The organism is Mycobacterium sp. NPDC003323 (assembly GCF_053589535.1).
Genome location: NZ_JBSFSB010000007.1, coordinates 250273 through 264802, shown reverse-complemented (window position 1 = coordinate 264802; position 14530 = coordinate 250273). Strand labels below are relative to the sequence as shown.

Genomic DNA, 14530 nt, shown 5'->3' with positions numbered 1-14530 from the left:
GTGAGGATACGTGCGCCTACCGCACGTATCCTCACCGAAATCGCGGCTCAGAAGTAGCGGGGGAACCCGCTCCAGTCCGGGTCGCGCTTCTCCAGGAAGGCGTCGCGACCCTCCACGGCCTCATCGGTCATATACGCCAAACGTGTTGCCTCACCGGCGAAGACCTGCTGGCCGACCAATCCGTCGTCGATCAGGTTGAAACCGAACTTGAGCATGCGGATCGCCTGCGGGGACTTGCCGTTGATCTCGGCGGCCCACTGCAGGCCGACGCTCTCCAGCTGATCGTGGTCGACGACCTCATTCACCGCGCCCATCTGGTACATGGTCTGCGCGTCGTAGGCGCGGCCCAGGAAGAAGATCTCGCGGGCGAACTTCTGGCCCGTCTGGCGTGCCAGATACGCGCTGCCGAATCCGCCGTCGAAGCTGCCCACGTCGGCGTCGGTCTGCTTGAACCGGGCGTGCTCCCGGCTGGCCAGCGTCAGATCACAGGTCACGTGCAGGCTGTGCCCGCCGCCGGCGGCCCACCCGTTGACCAGGCAGATGACGACCTTCGGCATGAACCGGATGAGGCGCTGCACCTCCAGGATGTGCAAGCGGCCGGCCCGGGCCGGATCCACCGTCTCGGCGGTCTCACCGTCAGCGTACTGGTAGCCGCTGCGGCCGCGGATCCGCTGATCCCCACCCGAGCAGAACGCCCACCCGCCGTCCTTGGGGGACGGCCCGTTGCCGGTGAGCAGGATCACCCCGACATCCGGCGACATCCGGGCATGGTCCAGGACGCGGTACAGCTCGTCGACGGTGTGCGGCCGGAACGCGTTTCGCACCTCGGGCCGGTCGAACGCGACGCGGACCGTCGGCTGCGGCACACCGTCGACGACGTGCCGGTGATAGGTGATATCGGTCAGGTCGAAGCCGGCGACCGGCTGCCACAACGCAGGGTCGAATGTCATTCCCCGACTGTAGGCAGCGGGTTTCGCCCCGCACAGTGCGGGGTACAAAGCGCGGGACGATGCGTACTGGACGCATGGCGAGGAGGAACGATGAAGAAGTCGGCAAGTGTGTTGCTAGCGGGTTTTGCCGCCACCGCGATGCTGGTCGGCTGCTCACCGTCGGTCACCGGCGGGGACACCCCTTGTGAGGACTTCACGGGTGCGGACGAAAAGACGCAGAACGAAGCCATCACGAAGATGCTCAAGGACGAGAAGGGCACCGATCCTCAACAGTTGGAGATCTCCGGCACCCGCCTGGCGGTGCAGACCTGGTGTCAGACGCTGGGCACCCCGGACGCCAAGATCAAGGAAGCTCCGCACCTGTAGGCAGTCACAGGTCGATCCCGTGTGCCCGCAGCGCCGCGAGCAGTCCGTCTTGGCGTTGCTCGGTGGGTAGCGGATCCACCAGCGCGAAGCGACATCCCAGCGCGCGGGCGCCACCGTCGGCCTCCTCGCTGTCCCCGATCATCAGTGCATCCTCGGCCGCCACCCCGAGGCGGCCGAGCGCGGTCGCGAAAATCGCCGCGTCCGGCTTGATCGCACCCACCTCGAAACTGAGCACATACTCGTCGACGCCGGTGTCCGCGGCCGCCAGCGCCGGCCGCAGATCGAAGGCGATATTGGACACCACCGCCGTCTTGACCCCGGCGGCGCGCAGCCCGTTGAGCACCCGCGCAGTGTCCGGGTACGGAGTCCACGACGCCGGATCGACCAGCTTGGGATACAGCGCGGCGGCATCCTCGCCGGTCAGGCCGGACTCGCGCAGCACGTGCAGGTAGGCCTCCCGGTGCAGATGCGGCTCCAGGTCGCGGTTGGCCCAATTGTGTTGCTGCTCTTGTGACATCGGCACCGAGCTGCCGGTGGGCGCGGTCACGCGCCGCATCAGCTCGGCCTGCACATGGCCGTCGACTTCCTTCTCGTCGACCAGGATGCCCTCGAACCAGCTGTCGTCCTCCTCGAGGCGGAACAACGTGCCGGAATAATCGAACAGCACTGCACGGATCACCATGGCATCCTCTCAGAACTGGTCGGGGATCGCCGGGGACACCGGCCACCCGAAGGCGATCGCGGTGCGCTGCACCGCACCCGGGGTCAACTCCTCGACCAGGCCGGCGGCGGAAAGCTGGGTCAGGCTCACCCCGCCCAGGTAGATGGCCCCGAGGTCGCGTGCGGTGATCGCGATATCGGCTGGCGCGTCGGTGCTTTCGCACTGCGCGGTGTCCAGGTCGCCGCGCAGCCGGTACCGGCCGGTGTTCCACCCGCAGAAGTCGTCGCGCACGTCGAGCACCACGTCGACCGGTGCGGCATAGCGGCGCGACGCCAACGCCGGTCCCACGTCCACCAGGCGGACGAAGATGCCGTCGGTCACCTCGCATCGCAGCGCCCGCGCATCGGCCACCAGGAAACGCAGCGGCTCGTCGATCGCCGCCCCGTCGAATCTGATGCTGCGGACCAGGTCGATTTCCAACAGGAACTGCCAAATCCGGGCGTAGGCACGGGGATTGACCGCGCGTACCTCCTCGATGTGCAGTTCGCCGTTGGGGCCGGTCGCGTCCCAGTCCGGCTTCGGCCGGTAGACGGCGTAACCGCTGGGTGTGCCGTCGGCCTCGTGATGCAGCACGAATCGGATCCTGCCGCTGGTCTTGCGCCGCTCGTCGTTGTCGTGGAGTCGGTGCTCCCACCACGGCCTCGGACGGTCCATCCGGCCGGGCAGACCGGCGGTCGCCCGGTCATAGATGGCCGGACCGTCGGCGAGCAGGTTCGCGGCGTCCACCTCGCTGATGCTGCCGTCGCCCAGATCGACGCCGGGCCGGAAGCCCAGATCACGCACCTGGCCCGCGAGCACCGCGTTGTGGCTGGCCAGTCCGTAACCGAAACGACCGTAGATCACCGTTTCGGAGGCGAACAGCATGGCCACCGACTCCGTTGCGCGGCTGTGGATTCCGTCGAGCTGATACCGCATCATGTCGGTCAGCAGACCGCGCCGGCGATGCGTCGGCGCCACTGAGACGGCGGTGACGGCGGCCACCGGTGCCTGCACATCGCCGGGCAGGTTGACCTGCTTGCGGAAGTCGCCGGCGGTGGTCACCCAGCGGTCGCCGTCGTGGTAACCGAACATCCGGTCCAGGTCGGCACAGTTGCGGGTCAGTCGGGTCTCGTCGGCTTGCACGTCGTAGAGGAACACCGAGTGCAGTGCCGTGTAGAACGCCTCGAAGTCGTTGTCGTCGCGGACGGTGCGCAGGGTCAGCTCAGCCACATACTCATGTCTACCGTGCCGGGCCGGTGATCCGCGCGGCCTTTTTCAGCAGCACGTCGCGTTCACGCTCGTTGGCGGTCAGTCCGGCCGCGGCGGTGAACTGCGCGGCGGCCTCGGCGTCGCGGCCGAGCCGGGCCAGCAGTTCACCGCGCACGCTGGGCAGCAGATGGGAATCATCGAGCCCGGACACCGAATCCAGCAGCGGCAGCGCCTTCGCCGGCCCCTCGGCCATCGCGACGGCGATGGCGCGGTTGAGTTCGACGACCGGTGACGCGGCGATCTGCAGCAGCGCGTCGTAGAGGGCCACGATGCGGACCCAATCGGTATCGGCGGCCGTGGGCGCGGTGGCATGGCATTCGGCGAGTGCGGCCTGCAGGGCGTAGGGGCCCCAACCGCGCTGTCCGCGGACCCGGCCGGCGCGCTCCAGGGCAGCGACGCCGCGACCGATCTGGGCCCGGTCCCAGCGCGTGCGGTCCTGGTCTTCCAGCAGGATCGGATTGCCGTCGGCGTCGGCGCGCGCCGCGAACCGCGACGACTGGAACTCCATCAACGCGACGAGGCCGTGCACCTCGGGTTCGTCCGGGGTGAGCGCCTGCAGCACGCGGCCCAGACGCAAGGCCTCGCTGCACAACTCGTCGCGGATCCAGCGCTGCCCGGCCGAGGCCGAGTACCCCTCGTTGTAGATCAGGTAAAGCACCGCCAGCACGGCCGACAACCGCGGGCCGAACTCGTCGCGGTCGGGCACCTCGAACGCCGCGCCGGCCAGCGTCTTCTTGGCCCGGGTGATCCGGGCGGCCACGGTGGCCTTCGAGGTCAGGAAGGCGCGGGCGATCTCGTCGGTGGTCAGCCCGCCCACCACCCGGAGGGTCAGAGCGATCTGCGATTCCCGCGACAGTGTGGGATGCGCGGCGATGAACACCAACCGCAGCACGTCATCGTCGATGCGGTCGGGATCCCAGGCGTCGGTGACCTCGTGCTCCAGGTCGCCGGCCAGCACGGCGTACTTGGCGTCCAGGTTGTCCTGGCGCCGCCACAGATCGATGGCCTTGCGTTTGGCGACGGTGGTCAGCCACGCCCCGGCGTTGCGCGGAACCCCGCCGGCCGGCCATTGCGTCAGCGCGTCGACGAGCGCTTCCTGGGCCAGGTCCTCGGCCAGCCCGACGTCACCGACGGCGCGGGTGAGGGTGGCGACGATCTTGGCCGCCTCCATGCGCCAGATGGCGTCGACGGTGCTGCGCAGGTCGGAGTCCGGCACCCCGCCACGCTAGCGCGACTCAGATGTCGCCGGGATCCTCGGCTTCGGCGCGGAAGAAGAACATGCTGACCACGAAACTCGTCAGCGACAGCAGGCCGACGGTGAAGGTCAACCCGATGCGTTCCAGACCGAAGGTGCCGATGGTCAGGGCGAAACCGACGATGGCGATCATGGACAGGAACAACGCCCCGGTGCTGAGTGCCTCGGAGGTGGTGGGGCGAGCGGCGACTGCGGGGCGGTCGTCCATCGGGCGGGGTCCTTATCTGTGAAAGCGACTCGGTCGACGCTCCTATACCCCGCCGGGGTTTCGCCTAACCCACGGATCGGGCGGCACCCTCCCAGAACTGCGCCCGCACGGCCTTCTTGTCCGGCTTGCCCAGCGCCGTCACCGGCACCGAGTCGACGACGATCACCTGCTTGGGCGACTGCACCGACCCCTTGCGCTCCTTGACGGCCTCCTGGATCTCGGCCGTCATCGTCGCGACCGCCGCCTCGTCGGAGGCGGCGTCGGGGCGCAGCACCACCACCGCGGTCACCGCCTCACCCCACTTCTCGTCCGGGGTGCCGATGACGCACACCTGCGCGACCGAGGGATGCTCGGCCACAACGTCTTCCACCTCGCGGGGGAACACGTTGAAACCACCGGTGACGATCATGTCCTTGGTGCGGTCGACGATGAAGTAGAAACCGTCGGAGTCCTCGCGGGCCAGGTCGCCGGTGTGCATCCAGCCATCCTTGAACGTGTCGGCGGTGGCCTCCGGCAGGTTCCAGTAGCCCCCCGACAGCAGCGGCCCGGCCACGCAGATCTCACCGACCTCACCCTGGGGCACCGGCGTGCCGTCCTCGCCCAGCAGCGCAACCTTGGCGAACAGGGTGGGCCGCCCGCACGAGGTCAGGCGCTTGTCGTCGTGTTCGGTCTTCGACAGGTAGGTGATCACCATCGGCGCCTCGGACTGCCCGTAGTACTGGGCGAAGATCGGGCCGAACCGCCGGATCGCCTCCTTCAACCGCACCGGGTTCATCGCCGAGGCGCCGTAGTAGACGGTCTCCAGCGAAGACAGGTCGCGGGTGTGGCTGTCGGGGTGGTCCATCAGGGCGTAGATCATCGACGGCACCAGCATGGTGGCGGTGATCTTCTGTTCCTCGATGACGCGCAGCACCTCGGCGGGATCGAATTTGGTCAGCACGATCAGCTCGCCGCCCTTGACGATGACGGGGGTGAAGAACGCCGCGCCGGCATGCGACAGCGGGGTGCACATCAGAAAGCGCGGGTTCTCCGGCCATTCCCATTCGGCGAGCTGCACGGTGGTCATGGTGGTGATCGACTGGGTGGTGCCGATGACGCCCTTGGGCTTGCCGGTGGTGCCGCCGGTGTAGGTCAGCCCGCCGATGTGGTCGGCCGGCAGGTCGGCGGCGACGAGCGGTTTCGGCGGATACTTGCCCGCCTCGGCGCTGAGGTCGGTGGCGTTGGCGCCCGCGGCGGTCAGCGCCTCGGGGACCGGTCCGATGGTCAGCACCTGCTTGAGCGAGGGCACCTTCTCCAGCAGGCCCAGCGCCCGCTCGACGAACATCGGATTGGGATCGATGATCAGCGACGTCACCCCGGCGTCGGACAGCACATAGGCGTGGTCATCGAGTGAGCCGAGAGGGTGTAGTGCCGTGCGGCGGTACCCCTGGGTTTGTCCGGCGCCGATGATCATCAGCACCTCGGGGCGGTTCAGCGACAGCAGCCCGACCGCGGCCCCGGTACCGGCCCCGAGCGCCTCGAAGGCCTGAATGTACTGGCTGATGCGGTCGGCGAGTTCGCCGCCGGTCAGCGTGGTGTCCCCGAGGAAGAGCACGGGGCGGTCCTTGTGGCGCTTGAGGGCGCCGACGGTGAGATGTCCGGAGTGCAGGAAATGGCGGAGCTGCTCATCACTCATGGCATCAGATTAGAACGTGTTCCAAAAATTCTTTCAAGGATGGGTGTTCACTGGAACCATGAGCCAGCGAGCCGAGCTGCGCCGGGTGATCCTCGAACTGACCCGTGAGCGGGGGCCGGACAAGACCATCTGCCCGTCGGATGCGGCTCGGGCGATCGGTGGCGAGGGCTGGCGCGACCTGATGGACGACGCCCGCGATATCGCCCGGGACCTGGCCCGCCGCGGCCAGGTGCAGATCACCCAGCGCGGGACGGCGTTGGACCCCGACGCCGTCTGGCGCGGACCCATCCGGATCCGCGCCACGCCGTGATCAGCGGCCGGCGGCGGTCCGGGCGGCCTGTGCGGCCTTCTCGGCGAGATCGGCCTTCCACTGGATCTCCTTCTGGATCCACGGGTTGCTCTGATCGAACTCCTCGGTCTCACTGACCCGGCGGACCTCCAGCTTGACCCCCGGTCCCAGCGGGCACTTGAGCGCCCACTGCTTGGCCTCCTGCACCGATGAGGTCTCGATGATCCAGAACCCGTTGAACAATTCCTTGGCCTCGGTGTACGGACCGTCGGTCACCACCGGCGGCTCCGAGGCGAAATCGACGACGAATCCGTCCTCGGGTTCGCACAGCCCCTCACCGGCCAACAGCACACCGGCCTTGACCAGTTCCTCGTTGTACCGGCCCATCGACGCGATGATCTCGTCGAAGTCCATGTCGCCCATCGCGGCCTCGGCGGCGGCAGCATCGGCGACTCGCATGATCAGCATGTAACGCGACATCGTGTTCACTCCTTGTTTCCCGGGCACGTCGTTCGTGCCTCATCAACACGTCGAATGGGACGCACGCAGAATCGACAACCGGCGGCAACTTTTTTCATCGCGCCATAACCTTGGCCCCATGCCACGCCCCGCGCAGCCGGCCGACCTCGTCATCACCGGCACCATTCTCACCGTCGACGACGCCCGCCCGACGGCGCACAATCTCGCCGTCGCCGACGGCCGGATCGCCGCGCTGGATCTGTCCGATGACGAACTGCAGGACTGGATCGGCCCGGACACCACGGTGCTGTCGGTCGGCGATGGTTGTGTGCTGCCCGGTTTCGTCGAGGCGCACGGGCATCCGCTGATGGAGGCGGTGGCGTTGTCGGACCGGATGGTCGACATCCGGCCCGTAACGCTGCCGCGCGCCGAGGAGGTGGTGGCAGCCGTGCATGCCGAGGTGGCCCGCCGCGGTGCCGAAGGTGCCTACCTCAACGGCTGGGATCCGCTGCTGCAGAACGGGTTACCGGAGCCGACGCTGCAATGGCTGGACGGTGTCGCGGACACCCCGCTGGTGATCATGCACAACTCCGGGCACAAGGCGTTCTTCAACACCGCGGCCGCCCGGGCGGTGGGGATCGATCGCGATACCCCCGACCCGAAGGGCGCGCGCTACGGCCGGGACGCCAACGGCGACCTCGACGGCACCGCCGAGGAGTCGGCCGCGGTGTTCCCGCTGATCGGTGGGGCCATCTCGGTGGGGGATTACCCGGCGATGCTGTTGGCCGAGTGTGACCGGCTGAACCGGGCCGGGCTGACCACCTGTTCGGAGATGGCCTTCGACCCGATGTTCCGACCGATGCTGGCCGCGCTGCACGATCAGCTGACCGTCCGGCTGCGCACCTATGAGATGTCGACCGCGGAACTGCGCACCGATGCCCGCCCGTTCGACGGTGACGACATGGTGCGCCAGGTCGGCATCAAGATCTGGGTGGACGGCTCGCCGTGGATCGGCAACATCGACCTGACCTTTCCCTACCTGGACACCGAGGCCACCCGCTCCATCGGCGTCGTGCCCGGGTCGTGTGGGCATGCCAACTACACCCGCGAACAGCTCGCCGAGATCGTGCACACCTTCTATCCGCAGGGCTGGCAGATGGCCTGCCACGTCCAGGGCGACAACGGCGTGGACACCATCCTGGACGTGTACGAGGAAGCGCTGCGGGCACATCCGCGTGACGACCACCGGCTGCGACTCGAACACGTCGGCGCCATCACCGACGAACAGTTGGCGCGCGCACACGCCCTCGGCGTCACCTGCAGCCTGTTCGTCGACCAGCTGCACTACTGGGGTGACGTCATCGTCGACGGATTGTTCGGCCCGCAACGCGGTGAGCGGTGGATGCCGTGCGGGTCGGCCGCGGCCACCGGGATGCGGATCTCACTGCACAACGACCCGCCCGTGACGCCGGAGGAGCCCCTGCGCAATATCAGCGTGGCCGCCACCCGCAAGTCCCCGAGCGGGCGCGTGCTGGCCCCGCAGGAGCGCCTGACGGTCGAGCAGGCCATCCGCGCCCAGACCCTGGATGCGGCCTACCAGCTGTTCGCCGATGACCGGATCGGCTCGATCGAGGTGGGCAAGTATGCCGATCTCGTTGTGCTGTCGGCGGATCCGCGTGTGGTGGACCCGGAGGAGGTGGCCGATCTGGAGATCAAGGCCACCTACCTGGCGGGTCGGCAGGTTCATCCGAAATCCGCATGAGCCGACGGGTGCCGTGGCAGGCTGTCGGGCATGTCTGAGTCACTCGCCGAGCCCCGCTTCCTCGATGAGCGTGTCGCACACTGGGCGGCGGTCAAACCCGATGACGAGGCCATCACCTACCTGAGTCGGACCTGGACCTGGTCGCAATTCCATGACCGCATCCGGCGGGTCGCCGGGGCGCTGCGTGCGCGGGGTGTGGGCCGCGGTGACGTCGTCGGGTTCCTGGACAAGAACCACCCGGCGTGTGTCGAGGTGACGCTGGCCGCGGCCTCGCTGGGCGCGGCGACGTCGATCATCAACTTCCGGCTGGCCGGTGACGAAATCGACTATGTTCTCAATGATTCCGGTGCCAAGGTGTTGTTTGTCGGGGCCGAGTTCGCCCCGACGGTGCAGTCCATCGGCGACCGGATCCCCGGGGTGTCGGAGATCATCGAGGTCAAGCCCGACGGCGAGGACGAATACGAGGCGATGCTGGCCGCGGCGAACCCGGCCGACCGGTCGCCGGAGGCGCACACAGATGACACCGTGGTGGTGATGTACTCCTCGGGCACCACCGGCCGGCCCAAGGGCGTCATGATCAGCCACGCCAATCTGATCGCGCACACCGTCAGCGCCTTCGACCAGTGGCCCTTCAAACCGGGCGACAAGAACCTGGTGTCCATGCCGCTGTTCCACGTCGGAGGCACCTCCTACATGCAGTTCGGACTGTATTACGGCGCACCGAGTTACATGACCCGCGATATCGAGGGCGGCGCGCTGGCCGCCGGCATCCTGGCCGGGGCCAACCGCACCTTCCTGGTGCCCGCCGTGCTGGCCACCGTGCTGCAGGCCGGGCCTGACGCGGTGAAGCTGTTCGGGGCGTTGGAGATCTTCTCCTACGGCGCCTCGCCGATGCCGCTGCCGCTGCTGCGCGACGCGCTCAAGGCGTGGCCCGACACCGACTTCATCCAGGTGTACGGGCTGACCGAGGTGTGCGGCGTCGCCACCCGGTTGGGGCCCGAGGACCACCGCGGCGACAACCAGGAGCGCCTGGTCAGTGCGGGCCAACCGATCAACGGTGTCGAGATCCGCATCGTCGATACCGACACGCTCGTGGACCAGCCGACCGGCAAGCAGGGTGAGATCTGGTTCCGGACAAGGCAGTTGATGAAGGGCTATCACAACAAGCCCGAGGCGACGGCCGAGGCGATCACCCCCGACGGCTGGTTCCGCACCGGCGATATCGGCCGCCTCGACGAGGACGGGTACCTGTTCGTCGAGGACCGGCTCAAGGACATGATCATCACCGGTGGCGAGAACGTGTACTCCATCGAGGTCGAGCGGATCCTGGCCGAGCATCCGGCGGTGGTGGAGGTCGCGGTGTTCGGGGTGCCCGACGAGAAATGGGGCGAGGCGGTGAAAGCCGTTGTGGCGCTGCAGGGTGACGATGTCGGCGAGGCCGATCTGATCGCCTGGGCCCGTCAGCACCTGGCCGCCTACAAGTGTCCGAAGGCCGTCGACTTCGTGGACGCACTGCCACGCAACCCGACCGGCAAGATCATGAAGAAGGATATGCGCCGGCCGCACTGGGAGGGTCGCGATCGCGCCACCATCTGAGTTCCCCGCGCTGGACGACCTGCTGGAGCGCATGCACGTCGTCGCCCTGCCGATGCGGGTCCGGTTCCGCGGCATAACCGTTCGCGAGGTGGCCCTGTTCGAGGGGCCCGCGGGTTGGGGCGAGTTCGGGGCCTTTCCCGAGTACGGCCCGGCCGAGGCATCGCAGTGGTTGTTGTCGGCCGTCGAGTCGGCCTACCGCGAGGCCCCGGCGCCGGCGCGCGACCGGATCCCGGTCAACGCCACCGTCCCGGCCGTCGAACCCGCCCGCGTCGCCGAGGTGTTGGCGCGGTTCCCGGGGGCCCGCACCGCGAAGGTGAAGGTCGCCGAGGCCGGCCAGACCCTGGCCGATGACGTCGCGCGCGTCGAGGCCGTCCGCGAGTTGGTGCCCACGGTGCGCGTCGATGCCAACGGCGGGTGGACCGTGGCCGAGGCGGTGCGGGCCGCGGCCGCGCTGGGATCGCTGGAGTATCTGGAACAACCGTGCGCCACCGTCGAGGAGTTGGCGGCGCTGCGCCAACAGATCTCGACGCCGATCGCGGCGGACGAGTCGATCCGTAAGGCCGCCGACCCGTTCCGGGTGGTGGCCCTGGGCGCCGCCGATGTCGCGGTGGTCAAGGTCGCACCGTTGGGCGGTGTGGAACCGCTGCTGATCATCGCCGCCCGGATCGGCATACCGGTGGTGGTGTCGAGCGCCCTGGACACCGCGGTGGGGATGTCGCGAGGTCTGCTGGCGGCCGGCTGCCTGCCGGAGTTGCCGCACGCCTGCGGTCTGGGCACCGGCGGATTGTTCGTCGAAGACGTTGTGGAGCCGGTGGTTCCGGTCGACGGGTACCTGCCGGTGGGCGCGGTGGCTCCGGATCCCGCCCGGCTTTCGGCACTGGCCGCGCCCGCCGACCGCCGGCAGTGGTGGATCGACCGGGTGCGGGATTGTCACGCGTTGTTGTAGGCATGACCCGATTCCGGACCGACAAAGCACCGCGAAACGTAGTACTGCCGGTGGTACTGCCGAATCCGTAGTACTGCCGGTGATACCACGTCTGGAGACGCTTTACGCCTCAGAAACTTGCTCCGGCGCTCAGTAGTAGGCACCCGTGCGACCCACCAGCAACCGGACCACCCACTGATTCAGCGACACCTGCTGCTCGGCGGCCTCGACGCGCAGGCGGGCGTGCAACTCGGGGGAGACCCGCAGGACGAACCGCCCGCTGTATTCGCGGTCGGTGAGCGACTCCGGCGGCTCCCATCCCGTCGCCACCGCCGCCGCGACGTCCTCGTTCACCAACTTCTCGATCGCGGCGACGGCCGCGCCCGCGGTCTGGCCGCGGCCCCGCAGCCCGGGGAATTCCAGGCAGGTGCCGATATAGGACGCGTCATTGGGCGACCACATCGCCCGATAGGTGTATTCGGTCATACGCGGCAGCATCACCGCCAGGACCGCCAATGTCCTGATCTGTGGGGTCCATGGCATAGACGCCATCGACGATCGCGGCCACGATGAGACCTGTGAAGCGATCGGTGGTGCTGCTGGGCTATGCCAACGTGCAGGCCCTCGACCTGATCGGCCCGTTCGAGGTGTTCACCGCGGCCACCCTCACGCTGGCGGCGCAGGGCCGCCACGACGACGGCTACGACGTGCTCATCGCCTCACCCGATGGCGGCCCGGCCACCAGCTGGCAGGGCCTGCAGATCGTCGCAAAACCCCTGCCCCGCGACCCCGTCGACACCGTCCTGATCCCCGGCGGTGCCGGCATCGACGCGCTGCGCGAAGACCGCGATCTGCTGGCCTGGCTGCAACGATCGGCCAAGACCGCGCGCCGGATCGTCAGCGTCTGCACCGGCGCCTTCCTGGTCGCCGAGGCCGGCCTGCTCGACGGGTGCCGGGCCACCACCCACTGGGCGTTCGCCGATCATCTGGCCGACCAATTCCCGCGAGTCACCGTCGATCCCGACCCCATCTTCGTGCGTAGCTCGGAGACGGTGTGGACCGCGGCCGGCGTCACCTCCGGTATCGATCTGGCACTGACCCTCGTCGAAGAGGACCACGGAACGGAGATCGCCCAATCCGTCGCGCGCTGGCTGGTGCTGTACCTGCGCCGCCCCGGTGGCCAGACCCAGTTCGCCGCTCCGGTGTGGGCGCCGCGCGCCAAACGCGCTCCCATCCGCGAGGTGCAGGAGGCCATCGAGACCGAACCCGGTGGCGCACACAGCATCAGCGAACTGGCCCGGCGCGCGTCGATGAGCCCGCGGCATTTCACCCGGGTGTTCACCGACGAGGTGGGCGAGGCGCCCGGCAGCTACGTCGAACGCATCCGCACCGAGGCCGCGCGCCGCCAGCTCGAGGAAACCGACGACACCGTCACCGTCATCGCCGCCCGCTGCGGGTTCGGCACCGCGGAAACCATGCGGCGCAACTTCGTCCGACGCGTCGGCGTCTCACCCGACCAGTACCGCAAGACGTTCTGCTGAAAGGAAATCGCATGACCCAGATCGCCATCGTCCTCTACCCGGGTTTCACCGCGCTCGACCTCATCGGGCCCTATGAGACGCTGCACTACCTGCCCGACGCCGAGGTGCGCTTCCTCTGGCACGAGCCCGGTCCCGTCACCGCGGACTCCGGCGTGCTCACCATCGGGGCCACCTACTCGTTCGACGAGACGCCGTCGCCGGACATCATCCTGGTCCCCGGCGGCCCGACCACCTTCGAGCACGCCCGCGACGAGTCGGTCCTGGCCTGGCTGCGCAGCGCCGACGCCACCTCGACCTGGACGACGTCGGTGTGCTCGGGCTCGGTGCTGCTGGCCGCGGCCGGTTTGCTCGCCGGACGCAGCGCCACCTCGCACTGGCTGGTGGTCCCGATGCTCAAGACCTTCGAGGGCGTGACGGCCGTCGGCGACCAGCGCATCGTGCACCAGGGCAAGTACGTGACCGCGGCCGGGGTGTCCGCCGGTATCGACCTCGGATTGTGGCTGGCCGGCCAGATCGCCGGCGACGCCCGGGCCAAGGCCATCCAGTTGGGCATCGAATACGACCCGCAACCGCCGTTCGACTCCGGCCACATCTCGAAGGCGTCGACGGCCACCAAGGCCACCGCCACCGCTTTGCTGTCGCGGGACGTGCTCAAACCCACCATCCTCAAGGCCAGCACCCAGCTGCTCTGGGACCAGGCAATCCGCAAGGTCCGCGCCCGCAAGTAGGCTCGAGCGGGTGAATCTCGCTTACGTCGACAAAGGCGGCACCGGCGAACCGGTGCTCTTCATCGCGGGCCGCGGCGGCGCCGGGCGCACCTGGCACCTGCACCAGGTACCGGCATTCCAGCGCGCCGGCTACCGCGTCATCACCTTCGACAACCGCGGGGTCGGCGCCACCGAGAACGCCAGCGGATTCACCACCGAGCAGGTGGTGGCCGACACCGCCAACCTGATCACCAAGGTGGTCGGCGGACCGGTCCGCGTCGTCGGCGTCTCGATGGGCTCGTTCATCGCCCAGGAGCTGATGGTGGCCCGCCCTGAGCTGGTCAGCCAGGCCGTGCTGATGGCCACCCGCGGTCGCCACGACAAGGCCCGCGACTTCTTCAACAAGGCCGAACGGGACTTCCACGACGCCGGCATCACCCTGCCGCCGAGCTATGACGCCAAGATCCGCCTGATGGAGAACTTCTCACCCAAGACCCTCGACGACGACCGCGCGGTCATGGACTGGGCCGAGATGTTCACCATGTGGCCCACCCAGTACACCCCGGGCCTGAAGAGCCAGCTCGCTGTCTCACCGGAGGGCAACCGGCTGCCCGCCTACCAGCACATCAAGGTGCCGGTGCTGGTCATCGGGTTCGCCGACGATGTGCTGATGGCCCCGCACCTGAGCCGTGAGGTCGCCGATGCCATCCCGTCCGGCCGCTACCTGGAGATCCCCGACGCCGGGCACCTGGGCTTCATCGAGCACCCCGAGGTCGTCAACCAGGCGATCCTCGATTTCTTTGCCGAAGCCAAGCAATAGGCTGGGTT

General features: G+C 68.4%; 16 protein-coding genes. 8 read left to right on the top strand and 8 right to left on the bottom strand.

Features of this window, described 5'->3' with window-relative positions; translation table 11 throughout:
* Nucleotides 1-47: 47 nt before the first annotated feature.
* A complete protein-coding gene (locus tag ACWDUN_RS18525; RefSeq protein WP_449931135.1) occupies nt 48-950 on the bottom strand; it encodes a 1,4-dihydroxy-2-naphthoyl-CoA synthase in 903 nt (300 codons plus the stop codon).
* 90 nt (nt 951-1040) lie between these two features.
* Between ACWDUN_RS18525 and ACWDUN_RS18520 the strand changes: the two genes are divergently transcribed.
* Entirely contained in the window at nt 1041-1316 is a 276-nt protein-coding gene (locus ACWDUN_RS18520) for a hypothetical protein (protein WP_449931133.1), read from the top strand.
* A 4-nt stretch (nt 1317-1320) separates the two neighbouring features.
* Here ACWDUN_RS18520 and ACWDUN_RS18515 read toward each other — a convergent pair whose 3' ends face one another.
* From ACWDUN_RS18515 to fadD8, 5 genes are all read right to left on the bottom strand, one after another.
* Nucleotides 1321-1998 (bottom strand): HAD family hydrolase, encoded by a 678-nt coding sequence (locus tag ACWDUN_RS18515; protein ID WP_449931132.1) that lies wholly within the window; start codon nt 1996-1998, stop codon nt 1321-1323.
* Nucleotides 1999-2007: 9 nt separating this feature from the next.
* Complete coding sequence (locus tag ACWDUN_RS18510) at nt 2008-3246, bottom strand: GNAT family N-acetyltransferase (protein ID WP_449931130.1); 1239 nt, start codon at nt 3244-3246, stop codon at nt 2008-2010.
* Nucleotides 3247-3256: 10 nt separating this feature from the next.
* On the bottom strand, nt 3257-4456 hold the full coding sequence (locus tag ACWDUN_RS18505) for an RNA polymerase sigma factor (RefSeq protein WP_449931169.1): 1200 nt from the start codon (nt 4454-4456) through the stop codon (nt 3257-3259).
* Nucleotides 4457-4520: 64 nt separating this feature from the next.
* Nucleotides 4521-4748 carry a hypothetical protein gene (locus tag ACWDUN_RS18500; RefSeq protein WP_449931128.1) on the bottom strand — a complete coding sequence of 76 codons (228 nt, stop codon included), beginning with the start codon at nt 4746-4748 and terminating at the stop codon, nt 4521-4523.
* A 64-nt stretch (nt 4749-4812) separates the two neighbouring features.
* Nucleotides 4813-6423 (bottom strand): fatty-acid--CoA ligase FadD8, encoded by a 1611-nt coding sequence (gene fadD8 / locus ACWDUN_RS18495; protein ID WP_449931126.1) that lies wholly within the window; start codon nt 6421-6423, stop codon nt 4813-4815.
* Nucleotides 6424-6481: 58 nt separating this feature from the next.
* Between fadD8 and ACWDUN_RS18490 the strand changes: the two genes are divergently transcribed.
* Entirely contained in the window at nt 6482-6733 is a 252-nt protein-coding gene (locus ACWDUN_RS18490; protein ID WP_449931124.1) for a DUF3253 domain-containing protein, read from the top strand.
* Here the strand turns inward: ACWDUN_RS18490 and ACWDUN_RS18485 are convergent, their stop codons facing one another.
* Nucleotides 6734-7192, bottom strand: a complete 459-nt coding sequence (locus ACWDUN_RS18485; protein WP_449931122.1) for a YciI family protein — start codon at nt 7190-7192, stop codon at nt 6734-6736.
* A gap of 118 nt (nt 7193-7310) precedes the next feature.
* Here ACWDUN_RS18485 and ACWDUN_RS18480 point away from each other — a divergent pair, with 118 nt between their 5' ends.
* The 3 genes from ACWDUN_RS18480 to ACWDUN_RS18470 are packed head-to-tail and all read left to right on the top strand — an operon-like array spanning nt 7311 to nt 11475.
* Nucleotides 7311-8933, top strand: a complete 1623-nt coding sequence (locus tag ACWDUN_RS18480; protein WP_449931120.1) for an amidohydrolase — start codon at nt 7311-7313, stop codon at nt 8931-8933.
* 30 nt (nt 8934-8963) lie between these two features.
* Entirely contained in the window at nt 8964-10529 is a 1566-nt protein-coding gene (locus ACWDUN_RS18475) for a long-chain-fatty-acid--CoA ligase (RefSeq protein WP_449931118.1), read from the top strand.
* Nucleotides 10513-11475 carry an o-succinylbenzoate synthase gene (locus ACWDUN_RS18470; protein ID WP_449931167.1) on the top strand — a complete coding sequence of 321 codons (963 nt, stop codon included), beginning with the start codon at nt 10513-10515 and terminating at the stop codon, nt 11473-11475. The genes ACWDUN_RS18475 and ACWDUN_RS18470 overlap by 17 nt, the downstream gene beginning before the upstream one ends.
* 129 nt (nt 11476-11604) lie before the next feature.
* Here ACWDUN_RS18470 and ACWDUN_RS18465 read toward each other — a convergent pair whose 3' ends face one another.
* Complete coding sequence (locus ACWDUN_RS18465) at nt 11605-11940, bottom strand: type II toxin-antitoxin system HicB family antitoxin (RefSeq protein ID WP_449931116.1); 336 nt, start codon at nt 11938-11940, stop codon at nt 11605-11607.
* Nucleotides 11941-12023: 83 nt separating this feature from the next.
* Here ACWDUN_RS18465 and ACWDUN_RS18460 point away from each other — a divergent pair, with 83 nt between their 5' ends.
* The 3 genes from ACWDUN_RS18460 to ACWDUN_RS18450 are packed head-to-tail and all read left to right on the top strand — an operon-like array spanning nt 12024 to nt 14522.
* Nucleotides 12024-12995, top strand: coding sequence for a GlxA family transcriptional regulator (locus ACWDUN_RS18460; RefSeq protein ID WP_449931114.1), 972 nt, complete (start codon nt 12024-12026; stop codon nt 12993-12995).
* Between the two features lie 11 nt (nt 12996-13006).
* A complete protein-coding gene (locus ACWDUN_RS18455) occupies nt 13007-13723 on the top strand; it encodes a DJ-1/PfpI family protein (RefSeq protein ID WP_449931112.1) in 717 nt (238 codons plus the stop codon).
* Nucleotides 13724-13733: 10 nt separating this feature from the next.
* Entirely contained in the window at nt 13734-14522 is a 789-nt protein-coding gene (locus tag ACWDUN_RS18450) for an alpha/beta fold hydrolase (protein ID WP_449931110.1), read from the top strand.
* The last annotated feature ends 8 nt before the right edge of the window (nt 14523-14530 follow it).

Coding starts and splice junctions, on each gene's coding strand:
- ACWDUN_RS18455 (WP_449931112.1), top strand. CDS start 13,007: ATGACCCAGATCGCCATCGTCCTCTACCCGGGTTTCACCGCGCTCGAC.
- ACWDUN_RS18485 (WP_449931122.1), bottom strand. CDS start 7,192: ATGTCGCGTTACATGCTGATCATGCGAGTCGCCGATGCTGCCGCCGCC.
- ACWDUN_RS18490 (WP_449931124.1), top strand. CDS start 6,482: ATGAGCCAGCGAGCCGAGCTGCGCCGGGTGATCCTCGAACTGACCCGT.
- ACWDUN_RS18460 (WP_449931114.1), top strand. CDS start 12,024: ATGAGACCTGTGAAGCGATCGGTGGTGCTGCTGGGCTATGCCAACGTG.
- ACWDUN_RS18505 (WP_449931169.1), bottom strand. CDS start 4,456: ATGGAGGCGGCCAAGATCGTCGCCACCCTCACCCGCGCCGTCGGTGAC.
- ACWDUN_RS18465 (WP_449931116.1), bottom strand. CDS start 11,940: ATGACCGAATACACCTATCGGGCGATGTGGTCGCCCAATGACGCGTCC.
- ACWDUN_RS18475 (WP_449931118.1), top strand. CDS start 8,964: ATGTCTGAGTCACTCGCCGAGCCCCGCTTCCTCGATGAGCGTGTCGCA.
- ACWDUN_RS18480 (WP_449931120.1), top strand. CDS start 7,311: ATGCCACGCCCCGCGCAGCCGGCCGACCTCGTCATCACCGGCACCATT.
- ACWDUN_RS18515 (WP_449931132.1), bottom strand. CDS start 1,998: ATGGTGATCCGTGCAGTGCTGTTCGATTATTCCGGCACGTTGTTCCGC.
- ACWDUN_RS18500 (WP_449931128.1), bottom strand. CDS start 4,748: ATGGACGACCGCCCCGCAGTCGCCGCTCGCCCCACCACCTCCGAGGCA.
- ACWDUN_RS18520 (WP_449931133.1), top strand. CDS start 1,041: ATGAAGAAGTCGGCAAGTGTGTTGCTAGCGGGTTTTGCCGCCACCGCG.
- ACWDUN_RS18525 (WP_449931135.1), bottom strand. CDS start 950: ATGACATTCGACCCTGCGTTGTGGCAGCCGGTCGCCGGCTTCGACCTG.
- fadD8 (WP_449931126.1), bottom strand. CDS start 6,423: ATGAGTGATGAGCAGCTCCGCCATTTCCTGCACTCCGGACATCTCACC.